This is a genomic window from Streptomyces sp. NPDC002566 (assembly GCF_042889585.1).
Lineage (GTDB): Bacteria > Actinomycetota > Actinomycetes > Streptomycetales > Streptomycetaceae > Streptomyces.
In genome coordinates, this window is record NZ_JBIARD010000008.1 from 61,375 (window position 1) to 81,945 (window position 20,571).

The 20,571-nt window shown below is 72.4% G+C and carries 16 protein-coding genes and 1 pseudogene; 9 read left to right on the forward strand and 8 right to left on the reverse strand.

Features of this window, described 5'->3' with window-relative positions; translation table 11 throughout:
• Positions 1–218 precede the first annotated feature (218 nt).
• Both ACFYXA_RS29195 and ACFYXA_RS29200 read right to left on the reverse strand, forming a co-directional pair.
• Positions 219–2,474, reverse strand: coding sequence for an ATP-dependent RecD-like DNA helicase (locus tag ACFYXA_RS29195; protein WP_389038441.1), 2,256 nt, complete (start codon positions 2,472–2,474; stop codon positions 219–221).
• A gap of 61 nt (positions 2,475–2,535) precedes the next feature.
• Positions 2,536–2,859, reverse strand: coding sequence for a hypothetical protein (locus tag ACFYXA_RS29200; RefSeq protein WP_389038444.1), 324 nt, complete (start codon positions 2,857–2,859; stop codon positions 2,536–2,538).
• Positions 2,860–3,076: 217 nt separating this feature from the next.
• Between ACFYXA_RS29200 and ACFYXA_RS29205 the strand changes: the two genes are divergently transcribed.
• From ACFYXA_RS29205 to rbsD, 5 genes are all read left to right on the forward strand, one after another.
• Positions 3,077–4,117 (forward strand): LacI family DNA-binding transcriptional regulator, encoded by a 1,041-nt coding sequence (locus ACFYXA_RS29205; protein ID WP_352251873.1) that lies wholly within the window; start codon positions 3,077–3,079, stop codon positions 4,115–4,117.
• The gene (locus ACFYXA_RS29210) at positions 4,114–5,688 is read left to right on the forward strand and encodes a sugar ABC transporter ATP-binding protein (RefSeq protein WP_389038449.1); all 1,575 of its coding nucleotides are present in this window, start codon (positions 4,114–4,116) and stop codon (positions 5,686–5,688) included. Before ACFYXA_RS29205 ends, ACFYXA_RS29210 begins: the two co-directional genes overlap by 4 nt.
• Positions 5,678–7,627 (forward strand): substrate-binding domain-containing protein, encoded by a 1,950-nt coding sequence (locus ACFYXA_RS29215; protein ID WP_389038452.1) that lies wholly within the window; start codon positions 5,678–5,680, stop codon positions 7,625–7,627. Before ACFYXA_RS29210 ends, ACFYXA_RS29215 begins: the two co-directional genes overlap by 11 nt.
• A 66-nt stretch (positions 7,628–7,693) precedes the next feature.
• Complete coding sequence (locus tag ACFYXA_RS29220; protein ID WP_352251867.1) at positions 7,694–8,596, forward strand: ribokinase; 903 nt, start codon at positions 7,694–7,696, stop codon at positions 8,594–8,596.
• Positions 8,593–8,982: a D-ribose pyranase gene (rbsD, locus tag ACFYXA_RS29225; protein ID WP_389038455.1), complete on the forward strand. Its 390-nt coding sequence runs from the start codon at positions 8,593–8,595 to the stop codon at positions 8,980–8,982. Before ACFYXA_RS29220 ends, rbsD begins: the two co-directional genes overlap by 4 nt.
• 305 nt (positions 8,983–9,287) lie before the next feature.
• On the opposite strand, the gene ACFYXA_RS29230 is transcribed toward rbsD, so the two are convergent.
• Complete coding sequence (locus ACFYXA_RS29230; protein WP_389038459.1) at positions 9,288–11,108, reverse strand: alpha/beta fold hydrolase; 1,821 nt, start codon at positions 11,106–11,108, stop codon at positions 9,288–9,290.
• Between the two features lie 251 nt (positions 11,109–11,359).
• Between ACFYXA_RS29230 and ACFYXA_RS29235 the strand changes: the two genes are divergently transcribed.
• On the forward strand, positions 11,360–11,833 hold the full coding sequence (locus tag ACFYXA_RS29235) for a carboxymuconolactone decarboxylase family protein (protein ID WP_389038463.1): 474 nt from the start codon (positions 11,360–11,362) through the stop codon (positions 11,831–11,833).
• Positions 11,834–11,896: 63 nt separating this feature from the next.
• On the opposite strand, the gene ACFYXA_RS29240 is transcribed toward ACFYXA_RS29235, so the two are convergent.
• The 3 genes from ACFYXA_RS29240 to ACFYXA_RS29250 are packed head-to-tail and all read right to left on the reverse strand — an operon-like array spanning position 11,897 to position 15,038.
• The gene (locus ACFYXA_RS29240) at positions 11,897–12,697 is read right to left on the reverse strand and encodes a sugar phosphate isomerase/epimerase family protein (RefSeq protein ID WP_389038892.1); all 801 of its coding nucleotides are present in this window, start codon (positions 12,695–12,697) and stop codon (positions 11,897–11,899) included.
• Positions 12,698–12,732: 35 nt separating this feature from the next.
• Positions 12,733–13,884: a dihydrodipicolinate synthase family protein gene (locus tag ACFYXA_RS29245; protein ID WP_389038467.1), complete on the reverse strand. Its 1,152-nt coding sequence runs from the start codon at positions 13,882–13,884 to the stop codon at positions 12,733–12,735.
• Entirely contained in the window at positions 13,881–15,038 is a 1,158-nt protein-coding gene (locus ACFYXA_RS29250; RefSeq protein WP_352251855.1) for a Gfo/Idh/MocA family oxidoreductase, read from the reverse strand. The genes ACFYXA_RS29245 and ACFYXA_RS29250 overlap by 4 nt, the downstream gene beginning before the upstream one ends.
• 308 nt (positions 15,039–15,346) lie before the next feature.
• Here ACFYXA_RS29250 and ACFYXA_RS29255 point away from each other — a divergent pair, with 308 nt between their 5' ends.
• Complete coding sequence (locus ACFYXA_RS29255; protein ID WP_351090752.1) at positions 15,347–16,393, forward strand: LacI family DNA-binding transcriptional regulator; 1,047 nt, start codon at positions 15,347–15,349, stop codon at positions 16,391–16,393.
• Positions 16,394–17,221: 828 nt separating this feature from the next.
• Here the strand turns inward: ACFYXA_RS29255 and ACFYXA_RS29260 are convergent.
• Together ACFYXA_RS29260 and ACFYXA_RS29265 are read right to left on the reverse strand one after the other, a co-directional pair.
• Positions 17,222–17,425: a hypothetical protein gene (locus tag ACFYXA_RS29260; RefSeq protein ID WP_352249771.1), complete on the reverse strand. Its 204-nt coding sequence runs from the start codon at positions 17,423–17,425 to the stop codon at positions 17,222–17,224.
• A gap of 11 nt (positions 17,426–17,436) precedes the next feature.
• Positions 17,437–18,087, reverse strand: a complete 651-nt coding sequence (locus tag ACFYXA_RS29265; protein WP_389038473.1) for an ArsR/SmtB family transcription factor — start codon at positions 18,085–18,087, stop codon at positions 17,437–17,439.
• 60 nt (positions 18,088–18,147) lie between these two features.
• On the opposite strand from ACFYXA_RS29265, the gene ACFYXA_RS29270 reads away from it, so the two are divergent.
• Together ACFYXA_RS29270 and ACFYXA_RS29275 are read left to right on the forward strand one after the other, a co-directional pair.
• Positions 18,148–18,948, forward strand: a complete 801-nt coding sequence (locus tag ACFYXA_RS29270; protein ID WP_351090746.1) for a sugar phosphate isomerase/epimerase family protein — start codon at positions 18,148–18,150, stop codon at positions 18,946–18,948.
• A 192-nt stretch (positions 18,949–19,140) separates the two neighbouring features.
• Positions 19,141–20,356 (forward strand): annotated as a pseudogene (locus ACFYXA_RS29275) (MFS transporter); the annotation flags it as partial.
• Positions 20,357–20,571 lie beyond the last annotated feature (215 nt).

Sequence of the window (20,571 nt, forward strand, 5' to 3'; positions counted from 1 at the left end):
ACTGTCTCTACCATCCCCCATTTGGCGCACGAGAGTGCACTCGGGGTCGACCATTGGGCTTGCCGACGGCACTCAGTGCCGCCAACTTGCTCATCCTGCCGTCTGCGTCACGCTTGCGGAAGTGCTCTGTGACCTTCACGACTCATTTGATCGATCATTTTTCACCAGGCGTCCGCTGAGGCCTCAGCAAGGGCTTGCCGGGGGGCTCGCAGGCGAGGTCAGGAGCCCGCGAGACGGAAGTCGAGCGCCGTGCAGCGCCGCCCCGCCGACACCGTGCGCACGGCCTGGCCGATCGCCTTGCGCGAACCGACGAGGACGACCAGCCGCTTGGCCCGGGTCACCGCCGTGTACAGCAGGTTCCGCTGCAGCATCATCCATGCACCGGTGGTGACGGGGATCACCACGGCGGGATATTCACTTCCCTGTGAACGGTGGATGGTGACCGCGTACGCGTGGGCCAGTTCGTCCAGTTCGTCGAACTCGTACGGCACCTCCTCGTCCTCGTCCGTCACCACCGTGAGGCGCTGGTCGACCGGGTCGAGCGCGGTGACCACGCCCACCGTGCCGTTGAAGACACCGTTCTCCCCCTTCTCGTAATTGTTGCGGATCTGGGTGACCTTGTCGCCGACGCGGAAGACCCGGCCGCCGAACCGCTTCTCGGGCACGTCGGGGCGGCCCGGGGTGATGGCCTGCTGGAGCAGGCCGTTGAGGGCGCCGGCGCCGGCGGGGCCGCGGTGCATGGGGGCCAGGACCTGCACGTCCCGGCGCGGGTCGAGCCCGAACCTGGCCGGGATGCGGCGGGCGGCCACGTCCACGGTGAGCCGGCCGGCCTCCTCCGTGTCGTCCTCGACGAAGAGGAAGAAGTCCTTCATGCCGTCGGTGACCGGATGCTGCCCGGCGTTGATCCGGTGGGCGTTGGTCACCACGCCGGACTGCTGGGCCTGGCGGAACACGCGCGTGAGGCGCACGGCGGGCACCGGGCTGCCCTCGGCGAGCAGATCGCGCAGCACCTCGCCCGCGCCGACGCTGGGCAACTGGTCGACGTCCCCGACGAAGAGCAGGTGCGCGCCCGGCGGGACGGCCTTCACCAGCTTGTTGGCGAGCAGCAGGTCCAGCATCGAGGCCTCGTCGACGACCACCAGGTCGGCGTCGAGCGGGCGGTCGCGGTCGTAGGCCGCGTCGCCGCCGGGTTTGAGCTCCAGCAGGCGGTGCACGGTGGAGGCCTCGGCGCCGGTCAGCTCGGCCAGCCGCTTGGCGGCGCGGCCGGTCGGGGCGGCGAGCACGACCTTCGCTTTCTTCGCGCGGGCCAGCTCCACGACCGAGCGGACGGTGAAGGACTTTCCGCAGCCGGGGCCGCCGGTGAGCACGGCGACCTTCTCGGTGAGTGCCAGCCTGACGGCGGCCTCCTGCTCGGGAGCGAGGTCGGCCCCGGTACGGCCCTTGAGCCACGCCAGCGCCTTGTCCCAGTGCACCTCGCCGAAGGCCGGCATCCGGTCCTCGCCGGTGCGCAGCAGGCGTGACAGCTGGGCGGAGAGGGAGAGTTCGGCGCGGTGGAACGGGACGAGGTAGACGGCGGTGACCTCTTCGCCGCCGTCCGGGCCGGGCACCTTCTCGCGTACGACGCCGGGTTCACCGGATTCCTCGTCCGGGTGGGACAGCTCGGCGAGGCACTCGATGACGAGCCCGGTGTCGACCTGGAGGAGCTTGACCGCGTCGGCGATGAGCCGTTCCTCGGGCAGATAGCAGTGGCCCTGGTCGGCGGACTGCGAAAGGGCGTACTGCAGGCCCGCCTTGACGCGCTCGGGGCTGTCGTGCGGGATGCCGACCGACTGGGCGATCTTGTCGGCGGTGAGGAAGCCGATGCCCCAGACGTCGGCGGCCAGCCGGTAGGGGTGGTTCTTCACGACGGAGATCGAGGCGTCGCCGTACTTCTTGTAGATGCGCACCGCGATGGAGGTGGAGACCTCGACGGTCTGGAGGAAGAGCATGACCTCCTTGATCGCCTTCTGCTCCTCCCAGGCGTCGGCGATCTTCCTGGTGCGCTTGGGGCCGAGCCCCGGCACCTCGACGAGGCGCTTCGGCTCCTCCTCGATGATCTTCAGGGTGTCGATGCCGAAGTGCTGGGTGATGCGGTCGGCGAACACCGGGCCGATGCCTTTGACCAGGCCGGACCCCAGGTAGCGGCGGATGCCCTGGACGGTGGCGGGCAGGACGGTCGTGTAGTTCTCGACGGTGAACTGCTTGCCGTACTGCGGGTGGGAGCCCCAGCGGCCCTCCATGCGCAGGGACTCCCCCACCTGCGCGCCGAGCAGCGCCCCGACGACCGTGAGGAGGTCGCCGGCTCCCCGGCCGGTGTCCACGCGCGCGACCGTGTAGCCGTTCTCCTCGTTGGCGTACGTGATGCGTTCGAGCACGCCTTCGAGCGTGGCCAGTCGCCGCTCTGCCGCCTGGGAGGCCCCCGCCTTGTCGGACATGATCCGACGGTACCGCCCGGCACCGACAGGGCGGACCGCCCGCCGGCGCCGGGCGGCCGGGTCAGTTCTCCGTGATCGTCACACAGGTGCCGACCACGTACCCGGTGACGCCGCTTCTCGTGACCTTCACCCAGCGCTTGCTGACGATGTCGCACTTCTCGTACGAGGCGCTGCCGTAGTACATGGTGCAGGACGCGGACGCGCTCTGACCCTTGTTGAGCTGGGCGAGAGCCGTGCCGCCGGTGCTCGTCGTGGACCGGATGACCACCGTCTCCAGGGCCTTCGCCGTGCACCCCGCCGCGGCCGCCGGGCCGGCGACGACGAACGAGGTCCCGACCAGTGCGGCGGCCCCCACGGCCACACCGAGTATCCGAGCTGCGCGCATAGCTGATTGCTCCCCTGTGGATTGGCGCGGGCATGCCACCCGCATCGGACAGGGGCAGCCTAGAACCCGGACGTGGACGCCTTCGGGGTTCATCACGGTTCGATTTCGGCCACGCCGGGGTCTTGATTCCCTCCATGTAATCGATTCCAATCGTCCGCACATGTCGATGTAATCGATTCCACGACTGCATCAAGTTCCACGAGGAGGTGGACCGGCGATGGCGAGCATCAAGGACGTCGCCGCCGAGGCGGGGGTCTCCGTCGCCACGGTGTCGCGCGTCCTGAACGACCACCCGTCCGTCAGCGCCGACGCACGCACGCGCGTGCTGGCCGCCGTCCAGACGCTGGGCTACCGCCCCAACGCCGTCGCCCGGTCGCTGCGCACCGACCAGACCCACACCCTCGGCCTGGTCATCAGCGACGTGCTCAACCCGTACTTCACCGAACTGGCCCGCTCCGTCGAGGAGGAGGCCCGCGCCCTCGGCTACAGCGTCGTCATCGGCAACGCCGACGAGCGGCCCGACCTCCAGGACCACCACGTCCGCAACCTGCTCGACCGCCGCATCGACGGGCTGCTCGTCTCCCCCACCGACGGCGGCTCCCCGCTGATGCTGGACGCCGCGCGCGCGGGGACGCCGATGGTGTTCGTCGACCGGTGGATCCCGGGCGTCGACGTGCCGGTGGTGCGCGCGGACGGCCGGGAGGCCGTACGGGACCTGGTGGCACACCTGCACGGCCTGGGGCACCGCAGGCTCGCCATCATCGCGGGCCCGGCCGCCACCACCACCGGCAGCGAACGCGTCGAGGCCTTCCGGGCCGCCATGGCCGAATACGGACTCCCGCTGCCCGACGCCTACATAGGGCAGGGCGACTTCCAGGCCGAGAGCGGACGGCGGGTCACCGAGGGCTTCCTCGACCTGCCCGAGCCGCCCGAGGTGGTCTTCGCCGCGGACAACCTGATGGTGCTGGGCGCGCTGGACGCCGTACGCGCGCGTGGGCTGCGCGTCCCGGACGACATCGCGCTGGCGGCCTTCGACGACATCCGCTGGTTCGTGCACACCGATCCGCCCATCACCGCCATCGCCCAGCCCACCGGTGAGCTGGGCCGGGCCGCCGTGCGCGCGCTCGTCGACCGCATCGAGGGGCGGCCCCCGCAGTCCGTGACCCTCACCGCCCGTCTCGTCGTACGCCGCTCGTGCGGCGAGCCGGGCCCCTCGCAGTCCCCCGCACAGTCCCCCGTACGAAGGAGTACGTCGTGAGCAACCCGGACGAGTTGCTGCGCATCGAAGGCATACGCAAGACCTTTCCCGGTGTGGTCGCGCTCGACGGCGTCGACTTCGACCTCCGGCGGGGCGAGGTGCATGTGCTGCTCGGCGAGAACGGCGCGGGCAAGAGCACCCTCATCAAGATGCTCTCCGGCGCCTACACGCCCGAGGCCGGCCGGATCCTGGCCGGCGGCGAGGAGGTGCGCATCCAGGGCGCGCAGGACGCCGAACGCCTCGGGATCGCCACCATCTACCAGGAGTTCAACCTCGTCCCCGACCTGACGGTCGCCGAGAACATCTTCCTGGGGCGGCAGCCGCGCCGCTTCGGGATGATCGACCGGCGGCGGATGGAGGCCGAGGCGGCCGTCCTGCTGGAGCGGGTCGGCGTCCAGGTGTCGCCCCGCGCGCGGGTGCGCGAACTGGGCATCGCCCGGCTCCAGATGGTCGAGATCGCGAAGGCGCTGAGCCTGGACGCGCGCGTGCTGATCATGGACGAGCCGACCGCCGTGCTCACCTCCGAGGAGGTCGACAAGCTCTTCGCGATCGTGCGCAGGCTGCGCGAGGACGGCGTGGGCGTCGTGTTCATCACGCACCACCTGGAGGAGATCGCCGCCCTCGGCGACCGCGTCACCGTCATCCGCGACGGCAGGAGCGTCGGCCAGGTGCCCGCCTCCACCCCCGAGGACGAACTCGTCCGGCTCATGGTGGGCCGCTCCATCGAGCAGCAGTACCCGCGCGAACGCCCCGGCGCCGGCGAGGCCCTGCTGACCGTGGAGGGGCTCACCCGCGACGGCGTCTTCCACGACGTCAGCTTCGAGGTGCGCGCCGGTGAGGTCGTCGGCGTCGCCGGGCTCGTCGGCGCGGGTCGTACCGAGGTCGTACGGGCCGTCTTCGGGGCGGACCCGTACGACCGGGGAGCCGTACGGGTCGGGGGCGCCGCGCTGAGGCGTCATGACGTGAACGCGGCCCTGGCGGCCGGGATCGGTCTCGTACCGGAGGACCGCAAGGGCCAAGGGCTGGTGCTGGACGCCTCCGTCGAGGAGAACCTCGGTCTGGTGACCCTGAGGTCGGCCACGCGCGCGGGGCTCGTCGACCTCAAGGGGCAGCACGAGGCCGCCGACCGGATCGCCCGGCAGCTCGGGGTGCGGATGGCGGGCCTCGGCCAGCATGTGCGCACCCTGTCCGGCGGCAACCAGCAGAAGGTCGTCATCGGCAAGTGGCTGCTCGCGAAGACACGGGTGCTGATCCTCGACGAGCCGACGCGCGGCATCGACGTCGGTGCGAAGGTCGAGATCTACCAGCTGATCAACGAGCTGACGGCCGCCGGGGCCGCCGTCCTGATGATCTCCAGCGATCTGCCCGAGGTGCTCGGCATGAGCGACCGGGTGCTGGTGATGGCCCAGGGCCGGATCGCCGGGGAACTGCCGGCCGGCGAGGCGACGCAGGACACGGTGATGGCCCTCGCGGTGAGCACCCCCGGCGGCGAGGACGCCGCCGGCACCCGTACGACCCCTAGTACCCCTACTACCCCTACGACTGAAGTGGAGGCCGGCCGTGGCCGCTGACACGCTCAAGAGCACCACGGGCGCCGGTGGCGGCGCCGCGGCGGTCCGCCGTCTGCTCCTCGACAACGGCGCGCTCACCGCGCTCATCGTCCTCGTCGTCGCCATGTCGGCGCTGTCGGGCGACTTCCTCACCACGGACAACCTGCTGAACGTGGGCGTCCAGGCGGCCGTGACCGCCATCCTCGCCTTCGGCGTGACCTTCGTGATCGTCTCGGCGGGCATCGACCTGTCGGTCGGCTCGGTCGCGGCCCTGTCGGCGACCGTGCTGGCGTGGAGCGCCACCCAGCAGGGCGTGCCCGTGGTGATCGCCGTCGCCCTGGCCGTCGTCACCGGCGTCGTGTGCGGTCTGGTGAACGGGTTCCTCATCGCGTACGGCAAACTCCCGCCGTTCATCGCCACGCTGGCGATGCTGTCGGTGGCGCGCGGACTGTCGCTGGTGATCTCCGAGGGCTCCCCGATCGCCTTCCCCGACTCGGTCTCGCACCTCGGCGACACGCTGGGCGGCTGGCTGCCCGTGCCGGTACTGGTCATGATCGTCATGGGTCTGGTCGCGGCGTTCGTGCTCGGCCGTACCTACATAGGCCGTTCGATGTACGCCATCGGGGGCAACGAGGAGGCGGCCCGGCTGTCGGGGCTGCGGGTGAAGAAGCAGAAGCTCGCCATCTACGCCCTGTCCGGCGTGTTCGCCGCCGCCGCGGGCGTCGTGCTCGCCTCCCGGCTGTCCTCGGCCCAGCCGCAGGCCGCCGACGGCTACGAACTGGACGCGATCGCCGCCGTCGTCATCGGCGGCGCCTCCCTCGCGGGTGGTACGGGTAAGGCCTCCGGCACCCTGATCGGCGCGCTGATCCTCGCGGTGCTGCGCAACGGGCTCAACCTGCTGAGCGTGTCGGCGTTCTGGCAGCAGGTCGTCATCGGCGTCGTCATCGCGCTGGCGGTGCTGCTGGACACGGTGCGCCGCAAGGCCGGGGCGACCCCGGTGACCGCCGGGGCCGGCGGCGGCAAGGGCAGGCAGGCGGCGACGTACGGGCTCGCGGCCGTGGTCACCGTGGCGATCGTCGGCGCGACCTCGTTCCTGCACGGCGGCTCCCCCGCGACGGCGAACCCGAGGGTCGGGCTGGCGCTGTCCACCCTCAACAACCCGTTCTTCGTGCAGATCCAGTCCGGCGCGAAGGCCGAGGCGAAGAAGCTGGGCGTGGACCTGACCGTCACCGACGCGCAGAACGACGCCTCGCAGCAGGCCAACCAGCTGCAGAACTTCACCGGTTCCGGCGTGGACTCGATCATCGTCAACCCGGTGGACTCGGACGCGGCGGGGCCGTCGGTGCGGTCCGCCGGCAAGGCGGACATCCCGGTGATCGCGGTCGACCGCGGCGTCAACAAGGCGACCACGGACGCGCTCGTGGCCTCCGACAACGTCGCCGGCGGCGAGCTGGCAGCGAAGACGGTCGCCGAGAAGCTGGGCGGCAACGGCAAGATCGTGATCCTCCAGGGGCAGGCGGGCACGTCGGCGGCCCGGGAGCGGGCGGATGGGTTCGCCAAGGGGCTGAAGGCCTTCCCCGGCATCCAGGTCCTGGCCCAGCAGCCGGCCGACTTCGACCGCACCAAGGGACTCGACGTGATGTCGAACCTGCTCCAGGCGCACCCGGACGTGCAGGGCGTCATCGCCGCCAACGACGAGATGGCGCTCGGCGCGATCAAGGCGCTGGGCGCCAAGGCCGGCACGTCGGTCCAGGTCGTCGGCTTCGACGGAACTCCGGACGGGCTGAAGGCCGTTGAAGAAGGGACGCTGTACGCGTCCGTCGCGCAGCAGCCGTCGCAGCTGGGCCGGATCGCCGTGGACAACGCGCTCAGGGCGCTGCGCGGCGAGAAGGTCGAGCAGACGGTGAAGGTGCCGGTGAAGGTGGTCACCAAGCAGAACGTGGCCGGGTTCAGCGGCTGACACCGGCACGCGGGCGGGCGGTCACCACGGCCGCCCGCCCCGGCCACGCTTCAGGGGAGTTTCTTCATGTACGACTACGACCTCCTGGTCGTGGGGTCGGCCAACGCCGACCTGGTGATCGGCGTCGAACGGCGGCCGGGGGCCGGGGAGACGGTCCTCGGCTCCGACCTGGCCGTCCATCCGGGCGGCAAGGGCGCCAACCAGGCGGTGGCGGCGGCCCGTCTGGGCGCCCGTACGGCGCTGCTGGCCAGGGTGGGCGACGACGCGCACGGGCGGCTGCTGCTGGACGCGCAGCGGGCGGCCGGGGTGGACACGGTGGGCCTGCTGGTGGGCGGGGCGCCGACCGGCGTCGCGCTGATCACGGTGGACCCGTCGGGTGACAACAGCATCGTGGTGTCGCCGGGCGCGAACGGCCGGCTGACGCCGCAGGACGTGCGGGCGGCGGCCGGTCTCTTCCACGCCTCGCGGGTGGTGTCGGCGCAGCTGGAGATCCCGCTGGAGACGGTCGTGGAGGTCGTGCGCTGCCTCGCGCCCGGCAGCCGTTTCGTCCTCAACCCGTCCCCGCCGCGCCCGCTGCCCGCCGAGGTGCTGGCGGCCTGCGATCCGCTGATCGTCAACGAGCACGAGGCGAGGGTGATTCTCGGGGACGCGGCGGTGGGCGACCAGCCCGAGGACTGGGCGCGGATCCTGCTGGCGAAGGGGCCGCGCTCGGTGGTCGTGACGCTGGGCGCGGACGGCGCGCTGGCGGCCTCGGCCGAGGGCGTGGTCCGGGTGGCGTCGGTGCCGGTGGACGCGGTGGACACGACGGGCGCGGGCGACGCCTTCACGGCGGCGCTGGCCTGGAAGCTGGGGACGGGCTCGTCGCTGGCGGAGGCGGCGGCGTACGCGGCGCGGGTCGGGGCGGCGGCGGTCACCCGGCGGGGCGCGCAGGAGTCGTTCCCGACGGCGCAGGAGGTGGCCGCGCTGTGAGGAAGGCGGGGATCCTCAATCGTCATCTGGCGGGCGCGCTGGCGGAGTTGGGGCACGGGGACGGGGTGCTGGTGTGCGACGCCGGCATGCCGATACCGGACGGGCCGCGCGTGGTGGACCTCACGTTCCGGGCGGGGGTGCCGTCTTTCGCGGAGGTGCTGGAGGGTCTGCTCGACGAGCTGGTCGTGGAGGGGGCGACGGCGGCGAGCGAGGTGCGCCGGGCCAACCCGGCGGCTTCGGCACTGCTGGACGGGCACTTCCCCGGACTGACCCTGGTCCCGCACGAGAAGCTGAAGGAACTGTCGGCGCGGGCCCGCCTGGTCGTGCGCACGGGCGAGGCGCGACCGTACGCGAATGTGCTGCTGCGGTGCGGGGTGTTCTTCTGAGGGGGGCGCTCCGGGAAGCTCAGAGGGGCCCGATCCGTCGACCGGGCCCCTCGGTGTCCCCTCCCGATGCCAAGACCCCCACGATCCCCCCGGATCCCCCTCCAGAGCCCTGACACCTTGTACGACACACCGGGGGCGGAGAGGGTTGCTCGGGCTACGGGTGAATTTCCGGAGGGGTGGGGAGGCAGGGGCAAGGGACGATCACCTTCGATCTCCGTGGCTCGCGGGTGCCCCGTGCCCGCGAAGGTGATCCAGCAATCGGGGCGCGAGAGTGGGGCATTCCGGAGCCGGGCGACGAGTGGTCCTCATTCACGGGCACCGGCTCCCCCGCCGCCGATGACGAACGGCTTCGGCTTCACCGAGCTCACGCACCGGGTGTCCGGGTTGTCGGGGTTGTCGAAGAAGGAGGTGATCACCTTTGTCCCGCACGGATGGTCGAACGTCCCGTGGGCGGCACCGGCCAGGGTCACCACCGTGGAGCGGGAGAGCGTCCGGGTCGCGTAGCGCCCCCACTGAGCACCGGTCTGGGCGTCGAAACTCCCGGAGATGGCCAGGGTGGGGATGCCGCTCCGAGTGACCGCACGAACGGGGTCGGGTGCCTTCGGGACGTCCCAGGCCTGGCATGCCTGCCGCAGGAAGGGCAGTTGGGGAGCCTGGGCCAGGACCGAGCGGGGGAGCTCGGGAAAGGCTCGCAGCCCCTTGGCGAGCTGTTCACCGGGGGTCTCGAACGGAACCCACTCGCTGCACCAGACGCTCAGCGACAGCCCGTGAGCGAACATCCCTCGCGAGCCGGGAAGCCAGGCGGCCGCCCACTGCCCGGCGATGCGCTCGGGGTGGCCGTGGGCCAACTCGTCCACGCCCAGCGGGAAGGTGTCGGGGGCGTGACTGGCACGAACCATCCAGTTCAGCAGCGCCCCGCCGTCGAGGACCACCTTCACCTTCCCGACCTGCGGCACCGTCACGTGCGTGGTGACCGGACGGGCATCCAGCTGACGCACCATGCGCAGGAAGGCGGCACCGATGCCGGGGTAGCGCTGACGGCAGGAGGGCTGGGCCGCGCAGGCGTTCACGATGTCGTCGAACGACTCCCTCATGCTGCTCCACGTCCACCCGGGCGTCGCCACGGACGGCGGTACGACGCCGTCGACGGCCACGGAGCGGATCCCTTCGGGGAACATGCGCATGTAGGTCAGCGCCAGTTGCGTCCCGTAGGAATGTGAGAGGACGTTCCACTGCCGGATCCCCAAGGCCTTGCGCAGGTCCGCCGCGTCGGCGGCGTTCTCGCTGGTGCCGTAGGCAGCCGGATCCGTTCCCCGGGCCGTCAGGCGCTCGCGGCACCGGGCCGCCGCCCGGGCGTACCGGTCCCCGGTGGAGGGTGCGTCGTAGAGGAGGTGGACCCGCTCCTGGTAGAACCGGTCGATCTCGGGACACGTCAGCGGCCGCTGGGACGAGAGGGTCCCGCGCTGGGACAGGACGACCAGATCGCGGTCGCGGTTCAGCCCGGCATCCGTGAGTTCCGTGATGTTCCCGATGGCGTCGGCGCCGGGCCCGCCGGCGAAGAACACGATCGGATCGGGGTGCGGCCTCGGCGCGGCCGAGCGGACGAGCGCGACGGCCAGGCGAAGGGATCGCGAGGACGGGTGGGCCCGGTTCTCCGGCACGACGAGGAAGCCGCAGCGGGTGTCCTTCAGTTCTCCGTACGTGGTCGGGCACGGCGCGGGCACGAACCGCGACGCCGGATGCGGCCGCGCGGTCGGGGGCTGGGGCAGGGCGAGCACGGTTCCCGGAAAGATCCGGTGGCCCCGGTCGCTGGAGGCGTATCCGTGCCGACGGGCCTCGTCCTCGACGGTCTGCCGGTTGAGGGTGTAGACGCTGTCCCACCGCAGGCCGTCGCCGAGGGCCTGCCGGGCGATGTCCCACAGCGTCTGTCCGGAGGCGACGGTGTGTGCGGCGGCCCTCGAACCTGCGGGCACGGCGTCACCGGTCGTCCGTCCGGGTGACAGACCTTGCTGGGGGCGGGTGGCGGCCACGCCGGCTGTGCCGTGGGCCGGGGCCGCGCACGGCACCGTCAGACTGGTCAGGAACACGGCGGCTGCGGCGGCTGTGCGGCGGTTGCGTATGGGCATGTCGTCCTTCCGCATCGGTACCGGGCGACTCACGGGCACCGATCGAACTCGTCACACGGGGCGGGGTCGTCTGACGCCAGCCTGCGAAGACCACTCGTGCACCGCACTCCCAGGGGTCCGATGGGGTCACGCACGCGCCCGTCGGCGACGGCCCGCTCGGGACGCGGAAGAACTCTCGAACCGCGTGTCACATTCCGGCGGCCCCCGGTGTCAAAGAGGTGTAAGCCACCACCACGACACAGGAGCCCACCATGGACCCTCGGTTCGACCTCTTCGGCAACCCGGTCGCGATGAAGTTCCTCCGGTACATCAACTCGGCGGGCAAGGTGATCGCGGACTCGACCCTGCCGGGCGCGACGCAGGAGCTGGTGAAGATCCGCGCCAGCCAGATCAACGGCTGCGGTTTCTGCACCGACATGCACACCAAGGACGCCACCGCCGCCGGGGAGGCCGCGCAGCGCCTCCACCTGGTCGCGGTCTGGAGGGAGGCGAAGGTGTTCACGGACGCGGAGCGCGCCGCGCTGGAGCTGACGGAGCAGGGCACCCGTATCGCCGACGCGGCCGGTGGAGTGACGGACGCGGCCTGGGAGAACGCCGCCAAGCACTACGACGAGGACCAGCTCGCCGCCCTGTTGTCCCTCATCGCCCTGATCAACGCGTACAACCGCGTGAACGTCGTCGTCCGGCAGCCCGCCGGTGACTACCAGCCCGGGATGTTCGAATGACGACATGACGAGGGGGTGGGCGGGCGTCCCGAGGTACGGATGCCCGGCCACCCCTCGACGATGTCAGCGGTCCACGTGCTCCACGAACCGCGCCGCCGTCTCCGCGAGGACCTCGTGGCCGTCGCGGGACCACAGGACGTCGTTGAAGAGTTCGACCTCGATCGGGGCGGTGTAGCCGGCCGCCTCCACGTAGCCCTGCCACTCGCGCATGTCGATCGCGCCGTCGCCGATCTGGCCGCGGCCGGTGAGGACGCCCTCGGGCAGTGGGGTGGTCCAGTCGGCGAGCTGGAAGGAGTGGATGCGGCCGCCGGCGCCTGCGCGGGCGATCTGCGCGGGGGCCTGGTCGTCCCACCAGATGTGGTACGTGTCCACCGTGACGCCGACCTGGTGCGCGGGGAAGCGTTCCGCGAGGTCCAGGGCCTGGGCGAGGGTGGAGACCACACAGCGGTCGGAGGCGTACATCGGGTGCAGCGGCTCGATCGCCAGCCGTACGCCGTGGTCCTCGGCGTAAGGGCCCAGTTCGGCCAGCGCGTCCGCGATGCGCTCGCGGGCGGCGCGCAGGTCCTTCGAGCCGGGCGGGAGGCCGCCCGAGACCAGGACCAGGGTGTCCGTGCCGAGCGCGGCGGCCTCGTCGACGGCCCGGCGGTTGTCGGCCAGGGCAGCCGTCCGCGCGTCCGGGTCGATCGCCGTGAGGAAGCCGCCCCGGCACAGCGTCGTCACGGTCAGGCCCGCGTCGCGGACCAGCTTGGCCGTCGCCTCCAGACCGTGCTCCCGGACCGGCTCGCGCCACAGGCCGACGTTGACGACGCCCAGGTCCCGGCAGGCGCCGACGAGTTCGGGCAGCGACAGCTGCTTCACCGTCATCTGGTTGATGGAGAAGCGGCTCAGGTCCGGGTTGCTCACTGGGTGACTCCGTACAGGGCGAGCAGGTTCTTCATCCGTTCCTCGGCCAGCTTCGGGTCGGGGAACAGGCCAAGCCCGTCGGCGAGTTCGTAGGCGCGGGCGAAATGCGGCAGGGAGCGGGCCGACTGGAGGCCGCCGACCATCGTGAAGTGCGACTGGTGGCCGGCCAGCCAGGCCAGGAAGACGACGCCCGTCTTGTAGAAGCGGGTGGGCGCCTGGAAGAGGTGGCGGGACAGCTCGACGGTGGGGTCGAGCAGGGCGCGGAAGCCCGCCGTGTCGCCGGTGTCCAGGACCCGGACGGCCTCGGCGGCCAGCGGCCCCAGCGGGTCGAAGATGCCGAGCAGGGCGTGGCTGAAGCCCTGCTCGTCGCCGGCGATCAGCTCGGGGTAGTTGAAGTCGTCGCCCGTGTAGCAGCGGACTCCCTGCGGGAGGCGGCGGCGGATGTCGATCTCGCGCTGCGCCTCCAAGAGGGAGACCTTGATGCCGTCGACCTTGTCCGGGTGGGCGGCGATGACCTCGAGGAAGGTGTCGGTCGCCGCGTCCAGGTCGGCGGAGCCCCAGTAGCCCTCGAGGGCCGGGTCGAACATCGGGCCCAGCCAGTGCAGGACCACCGGCTCGGAGGCCTGGCGGAGGAGGTGCCCGTAGACCTCCACGTAGTCCTCGGGTCCCCGGGCGGCGGCGGCCAGCGCGCGGGAGGCCATCAGGATGGCCTGGGCGCCGGAGGCCTCGACGAGGGCGAGCTGCTCCTCGTAGGCGGAGCGGACCTCGGCGAGCGTGCCGGCGGTGAGCTGGTCGGTGCCGACGCCGCAGGCGATGCGTCCGCCGACCGCCTCGGCCTCGGCCGCGCTGCGGCGGATCAGCTCCGCCGCGCCGGCCCAGTCCAGGCCCATGCCGCGCTGGGCGGTGTCCATCGCCTCGGCGACGCCCAGGCCGTGGGACCACAGATGGCGGCGGAAGGCGAGCGTGGCGTCCCAGTCGACGGCGGCGGCCGAGTCGGGCGACACGTCCGCGAAGGGGTCGGCGACGACGTGCGCCGCCGAGAACACCGTACGGGAGGCGAGGGGGGCGCCCGGGGTGAGGGCGAGGGGCTCGGTGCGGGGTTCGTACGTCCGCAACGCGCCTGACGCGTCGGGGAGTCGGACGGTCACAGGGAGACCTCCGGGACGTCGAGGCGGCGGCCCTCGGCCGAGGACTTCAGGCCCAGCTCGGCGAGCTGGACGCCGCGGGCGCCGGCCAGCAGGTCCCACTGGTAGGGGGCGTCGGCGTAGACGTGCTTGAGGAACAGCTCCCACTGGGCCTTGAAGCCGTTGTCGAACACCTGGTTGTCCGGGACCTCCTGCCACTGGTCGCGGAACACCTCGGTGGCCGGGATGTCCGGGTTCCACACCGGCTTGGGGGTGGAACTGCGGTGCTGGACACGGCAGTTGCGCAGACCTGCGACGGCGGAGCCCTCGGTGCCGTCCACCTGGAACTCCACCAGCTCGTCGCGGTTGACGCGGACGGCCCAGGAGGAGTTGATCTGGGCGATCGCGCCGCCCTCCAGCTCGAAGATGCCGTAGGCGGCGTCGTCGGCGGTGGCGTCGTACGGCTTGTCGTTCTCGTCCCAGCGCTGCGGGATGTGGGTGGCGGTGAGGGCCTGGACGGACTTCACGCGGCCGAACAGCTCGTGGAGCACGTACTCCCAGTGGGGGAACATGTCGACGACGATGCCGCCGCCGTCCTCGGCACGGTAGTTCCAGGAGGGGCGCTGCGCGGTCTGCCAGTCGCCCTCGAAGACCCAGTAGCCGAACTCGCCGCGGATGGACAGGATCCGGCCGAAGAAGCCGCCGTCGATGAGGCGCTTGAGCTTGAGCAGGCCGGGGAGGAAGAGCTTGTCCTGGACGACGCCGTGCTTGACGCCCGCCGCGTCGGCCAGGCGGGCGAGCTCCAGCGCGCCTTCGAGGCCGGTGGCGGTCGGCTTCTCGGTGTAGATGTGCTTGCCTGCGGCGATCGCCTTCTTGATCGCCCCCTCGCGGGCGGAGGTCACCTGGGCGTCGAAGTAGATGTCCACGCTGTCGTCGGCGAGGACCGCGTCCACGTCCGTCGAGATGTTGTCCAGGCCCAGGCCGTGCTGCTCGGCGAGCGTCTTCAGGGCGTGCTCGCGGCGGCCGACGAGGACGGGTTCCGGCCACAGCACGGTGCCGTCGCCGAGGTCGAGTCCGCCCTGTTCGCGCAGGGCCAGGATGGAGCGGACCAGGTGCTGGCGGTAGCCCATGCGCCCGGTCACGCCGTTCATGGCGATACGCACCGTCTTGCGTGTCACGTCGGTCCCTTCATAGGCGTCGTAGGCGGCGCTGTGCTCGTCTCGTACGCGGCTTGTCGCGGATGAGCGCTGCGCCGACGCCCTGTCCTGATCAGCGATGCAGCAAGCGCTTTCTATCTGATGAGAAGCTAGCCTCTGACCACTGGTCCGGACAAGACCGTGTCCATCCCGAGTTGTTCGAGGGGGCGAACAAACGGGGCTCCTGGCCGTAAGGTCTGGTCGGCACGCCCGGGAACCATGCCCCCTGCATGGCTGTCCACGTGGGCGAACGACGGATACGACGAGATGCGCGACCGGAGGACGACGAGATGACGGTGACCCTGGCGGACGTGGCGGCCCGCGCGCAGGTCTCCCCCGCGACGGTGTCGCGCGTGCTGAACGGGAACTACCCCGTGGCCGCTACCACCCGTGAGCGGGTGCTGCGGGCGGTGGACGAGCTGGACTACGTGCTGAACGGGCCGGCGAGCGCGCTGGCGGCCGCGACCAGCGACCTGGTGGGCATCCTGGTCAACGACATCGCCGACCCCTTCTTCGGGATCATGGCGAGCGCGATCCAGTCGGAGATCGGGGGGCCGGGCGGCAGAGCCGGCGGTGAGCGGCTGGCGGTGGTGTGCAACACGGGGGGCTCTCCCGAGCGGGAGCTGACGTATCTGACGCTGTTGCAGCGGCAGCGGGCGGCGGCGGTGGTGCTGACCGGCGGCGCCGTGGAGCACGAGCCGCACGCCTCGGCGGTGGCGGCGAAGCTGCGCAAGCTGGCGGAGGCGGGCACGCGGGTCGTGCTGTGCGGGCGCCCGCCCGCCGACGACACCGGCGCGATCGCGCTGACCTTCGACAACCGGGGCGGGGGCCGGGAACTCACCGAGCACCTGATAGGGCTGGGCCACCGCAACCTCGGCTACATCGCGGGCCCGGAGGAGCGGACCACGACCCGGCACCGGCTGGAGGGCCACCGGGCCGCGCTCGAAGCGGCCGGGATCGAGGACGACCCCCGGCGGACGGTGTACGGACGTTACGACCGGCAGTCCGGCTACGAGGCGACGCTGGAACTGCTGCGCCGCGACCCGTCCCTGACGGCGGTCGTCGCCGCGAACGACTCCGTCGCCCTGGGCGCGTGCGCCGCGCTGCGCGAGTCGGGACTGCGCATCCCGGAGGACGTCTCGGTCGCCGGCTTCGACGACCTCCCCTTCAGCATCGACGCGGTGCCCTCCCTGACGACGGTACGACTGCCCCTGGCCGAGGCGGGGGCACGGGCCGGCCGCATCGCCATGGGCCGCGAGGAGCCCCCGCCGGGCGGGATCACCACGGTCCGGGGGGAGCTGATGGTACGGGGGTCCTCCGGGGTGCCGCGGGGCTGAGGGGCCCGTCCGGGGTGCTGCGGGGCTGGCGGTGGGCTCCTTCAGGGTGCCTCGGGGCTGATGAACGGCCCGTCCGGGGTGCCGCGCGGCTGGACGACGGCCCCTTCAGGGTGTTTGCGGGGCAGGCGCGGCCCTCCGGGGTATCGCGCGGCCGACGAACGGCCCGTCCGTGACGCTGCGGGGCTGGCGGAGGCTTCTCCGGGGTATCGCGCCCGACGGAGGGCCAGTCCGGGGTGCCGCCCGGCTGACGGACGGCCCCTTCAGGGTGCCGACCATCTGACTGACGGCCAATTCGGGGTGCTGCGCGGCTGGCGGTCGACCACCGGGATGGCCAGGTGGCTGGCGTGGCCCCCCTCGGGGTGCCGCGGCTGGCGGTCGGCTCCCTCGGGGTGCCCCGCGTCCGGCGGTCGGCCCTTTGGGGATGTCGCGCGGCTGGCGGTGGGCTCCTTCAGGGTGCCGCTGGGCTGACGGAGGGCCCCCTGGGGCGCCTCACGGCTGGCCGAGGGCTCCGTCGAGGTGTCGCGCGGCTGGGGGTGGGCTCCATGGGGGGCCGCAAGGCTGACCGAGGGAGCCCTCGGCGTGCCGCAGGGCTGGCCGAGGGCTCCGTCGAGGTGTCGCGCGGGTGGCGGTGCGCTCATTTGGGGGCCTCAGGACTCGCGGAGGGATCCCTCGGGGTGCCGTGGGGCGGGGCGACAGGGCTTGGGGACCGTCGGGCGGCGGCGTGGCGTGGGGGACCGGGCTGCCGGGCGGGCGCCGCCGGCGGGCCGGGGCGCCCGGCGGCGGCGCTGTCAGCGGAGCGGGCCGGGGCGCCCGGCGGCGGCGGTGTTGTCAGCGGAGGGCGCCGGGGAGCGCGATCGTTGTCGGACGGGGGGTGGCCGCCAGGCGGAGGCCGAGTTCCACGAGGGTCCAGCCGAGGCGGGTGCGTACGTCACGGGGGCGGCGGGCCGCCGCCGCGAGGCGGTGGGCGTCGGCGTCGGCGCGGAGTGCGGCGGTGTGGGCGCGGTGCAGGGCGAGGTGGATCTCGGGATGCATCGGGCGGCCTCTCAGTCCGAGGGGTTCGTGGGGTCGGTCGGGTCCGTTCGGTCCGTGCGGGTGGGGATCACGTGCGTGTGGACGCGGACCCGCTCCGCGCCCGGGGTAGCGCCATCGCGGAGGGTCGACGCACGGTAGCGGCCCACGAGGTCGTGCATCTCGCCGATGAGCTCCAGGGCTTGACCGGGCGTCAGATCCAGCGTCCAGTCGCTCATGTCCGCGGAGCGGTTCCACTCCTCGGGCCATTCGTGCCGGGTGCCGAGCCAGGTAGCCAGCTCCCGGGTGTGGTGGTTGGCCACCTCGTGCAGGAACAGGTCGGCGGCGCCCCGGACTTCGGGATCCTGGTCCTCCAGCAGCCCGCCGTCGAAGCTCACGCCCCCGTGGACCGACTTCCACCACCGCTCGCGCCCCTTGCCGCGTTCCGGCGCGTCCTCGACGAAGCCGTGCGCGGCGAGCTGACGCAGGTGGTAACTGGTGGCTCCGCTGGACTCACCCAACCTGGAGGCCAGTTGGGAGGCGGTCGCCGGCCCGTCGTGTCGCAGCTCGTTCAGCAGCCGCATGCGCAGCGGATGCGCGAGCCCGCGCAACGAGCGGGCGTCGAGACTGCGGACCGACGGGTCGCGGGGGCCTTGCGGACCCGAGGGCTTCCGGGGTTCGTCCATGCTTACAAAGATAGCTTTGCAAAGACTCCTTTGCAAGCCCGTGGAGTAGGGTCGATCAGTATGAAGTTCGCCTTCTCCACCCTCGGTGTCCCCGGACTGTCGATCGACGAGGTGCTGCGGCTCGCGTCCGCGCACGGCTATCACGGCGTCGAGTTGCGCGCCCACCCGGAGGAGCCGGTGCATCCCGGCCTCCCGGCGGACCAACGGGCCGAGGTCGCGGCCGCGTTCAAGGCCTCCGGGGTCGAGCTCCTCGCCGTCGCGGGGTACGCGCGCGTGGCCGCGCCGGGTGACGACGACGCCGTCATCGAGGAGATCCGTGACCTGGCCGAGCTGGCCCGCGACCTGGGCGCCTCCTACGTCCGGGTCTTCCCGGGCGGCGCCGACGGGCAGTCCCCCGCCGAGGCGGACGCCGTCGCCGCCCGGCGACTCGGGGTGGCCGCCGAGTTCGCCACCGACCTCGGCGTACGGATCCTGCTGGAGACCCACGACTCGCATCCCACCGGCGCCGACGCGACGCGCGTCCTCGGCCTGGTCGGGCACCGGCAGGTGGGCGCGGTGTGGGACGTGATGCACACCTGGCGGGGCGGCGAGCAGCCGTTGGAGACGTACGCGGCGCTCTCGCCGTATCTCGGATACGTCCAGGTCAAGGACATCGTCTCGACCGAGGACACCACCCCGTTGGCGCTGGGCGCGGGCGTGCTGCCGCTCGCCGAGTGCGTGGAGGTCCTCTCCCGGCACGGCTGGGACGGCTGGCTGTGCTGGGAGTACGAGAAGCGGTGGTACGAGGCCGCCGAACCGCTGGAAGGGCTGCTGGAGGCCGGCCGGCGGCATCTGGGGCGGCTGTTGAACGAGTCGGCGTGAGCGGTCGACCATAGGACAATCCGACCGTAGGGCAACTCAGCTGTAGGGCAACCCGGCTGTAGGGCGACCCGGCCGCAGGGGCCTGCGAGTCGGCTGTTAATCGGCTGGCGGGGCGGTGGCGGCGCGGGTTAACGTCCGCGCCGTGCCTCAGCCCTCCGCGCGTCCCGCGCCGCCCGTCGCGCCGCCGGCGTCATGAGTCTCGGCCGTGCCCTCCTCGACGTCCGCCCCCTTCGCACCTCCCCCGTCTTCCGGCGGCTGCTGATCGGGCGCACGGTGTCCACGCTCGGCGGCTTCATGACCATGGTCACCGTGATGTTCCAGGTGTGGGACGTGACCCACAGCGCGTTCTGGAGCGGGGCGGTCGGACTGGCGCAGGCGGTGCCGATGGTCGGCGTCGGGCTGTTCGCGGGGGCGTGGGTGGACCGGGCCGACCGGCGCCGGGTGTATCTGATGGCGACGGTCGGACAGGCCGTCTGTTCCGTGCTGCTGGCGGTGCAGGGCTTCACGGGACACGTGCCGGTGCCCGTCGTGCTGGCGCTGGTCGCGGTGCAGGCGTCGTTCGGGGCGGTGGGGGCGCCGGCGGCAGGCGTGTTCGTGCCGCGGCTGCTGCCCGGGGACCAGGTGGCCGCGGGGCTGGCGCTGAACCAGGTCACGGGCCAGGCGATGATGCTGCTCGGCCCGGCCGTCGCCGGCGTCGTCCTCGGATGGTGGGGCATCGGCGTCTGCTATCTGCTGGACGCCCTCAGCTTCGGCCTCGCCTTCCACGGCGCGTTCGGCCTGCCCGCGCTGCCGCCCGAGGGCGAGAAGTCCCGCCCGGGCCTGCACGGCGTCCTCGACGGACTGCGGTTCCTGACAGGGCATCGGGTGGTGCGCGGCGCGCTGCTGACCGACCTCGCCGCGACCGTGCTGGCGATGCCGACCAGTCTGTTCCCGCTGGTCAACGCGGAACGCTTCGGCGGTGATCCGCACACCCTGGGCCTGTTCCTGTCGGCGCTCGCGGTGGGCGGGGTGGCGGCGACCGCGTTCTCGGGGCCGGTCACCCGGCTCGCCCGTCCGGGGCCGGTGATGCTGTGCGCCTCCGCCACCTGGGGCGTGGCCCTGGCCCTGTTCGGGCTGATGCCGAACGCCTGGGCCTGCCTCGGGATGCTCGTCCTGGCGGGCGCGGCGGACGCGGTGGCCGTGCTGTCCCGTACGACGATCGTGCAGACCCGGACTCCGGACTCCCTGCTCGGCCGGGTGACGGCGGCCGAGACCGTCGTCGGCCAGGCGGGCCCGCACCTCGGCAGTCTGCGCGGCGGTCTCGTGGCCGGCTGGACCTCGGGCTCGACCGCCCTGGTCGGCGGCGGCCTGCTGTGCCTCCTCGCGGTGACGGCGGTGGCCGCCATGACACCCGAACTGCGGGGCAGGGCCGCGTCCGGGAGAGTGCGGTCGAGGAGGGGCGCGTCGGATCGGCTGCCGCCGAAGGAGGTTCCGCCGGGCGGAGCCGCCGGTCCGTCGCACGAGTCGCCGCCGCTGCTCGCCGCTCCGCCGCACGAGTCCCCGCCACGACTCGTCGCCCCGCCCTCGGCCCCGCCGGACCCGGCCCCGCCCGGCGGCGCCGCTCAGGAGCCCGAAGGGCCGCCG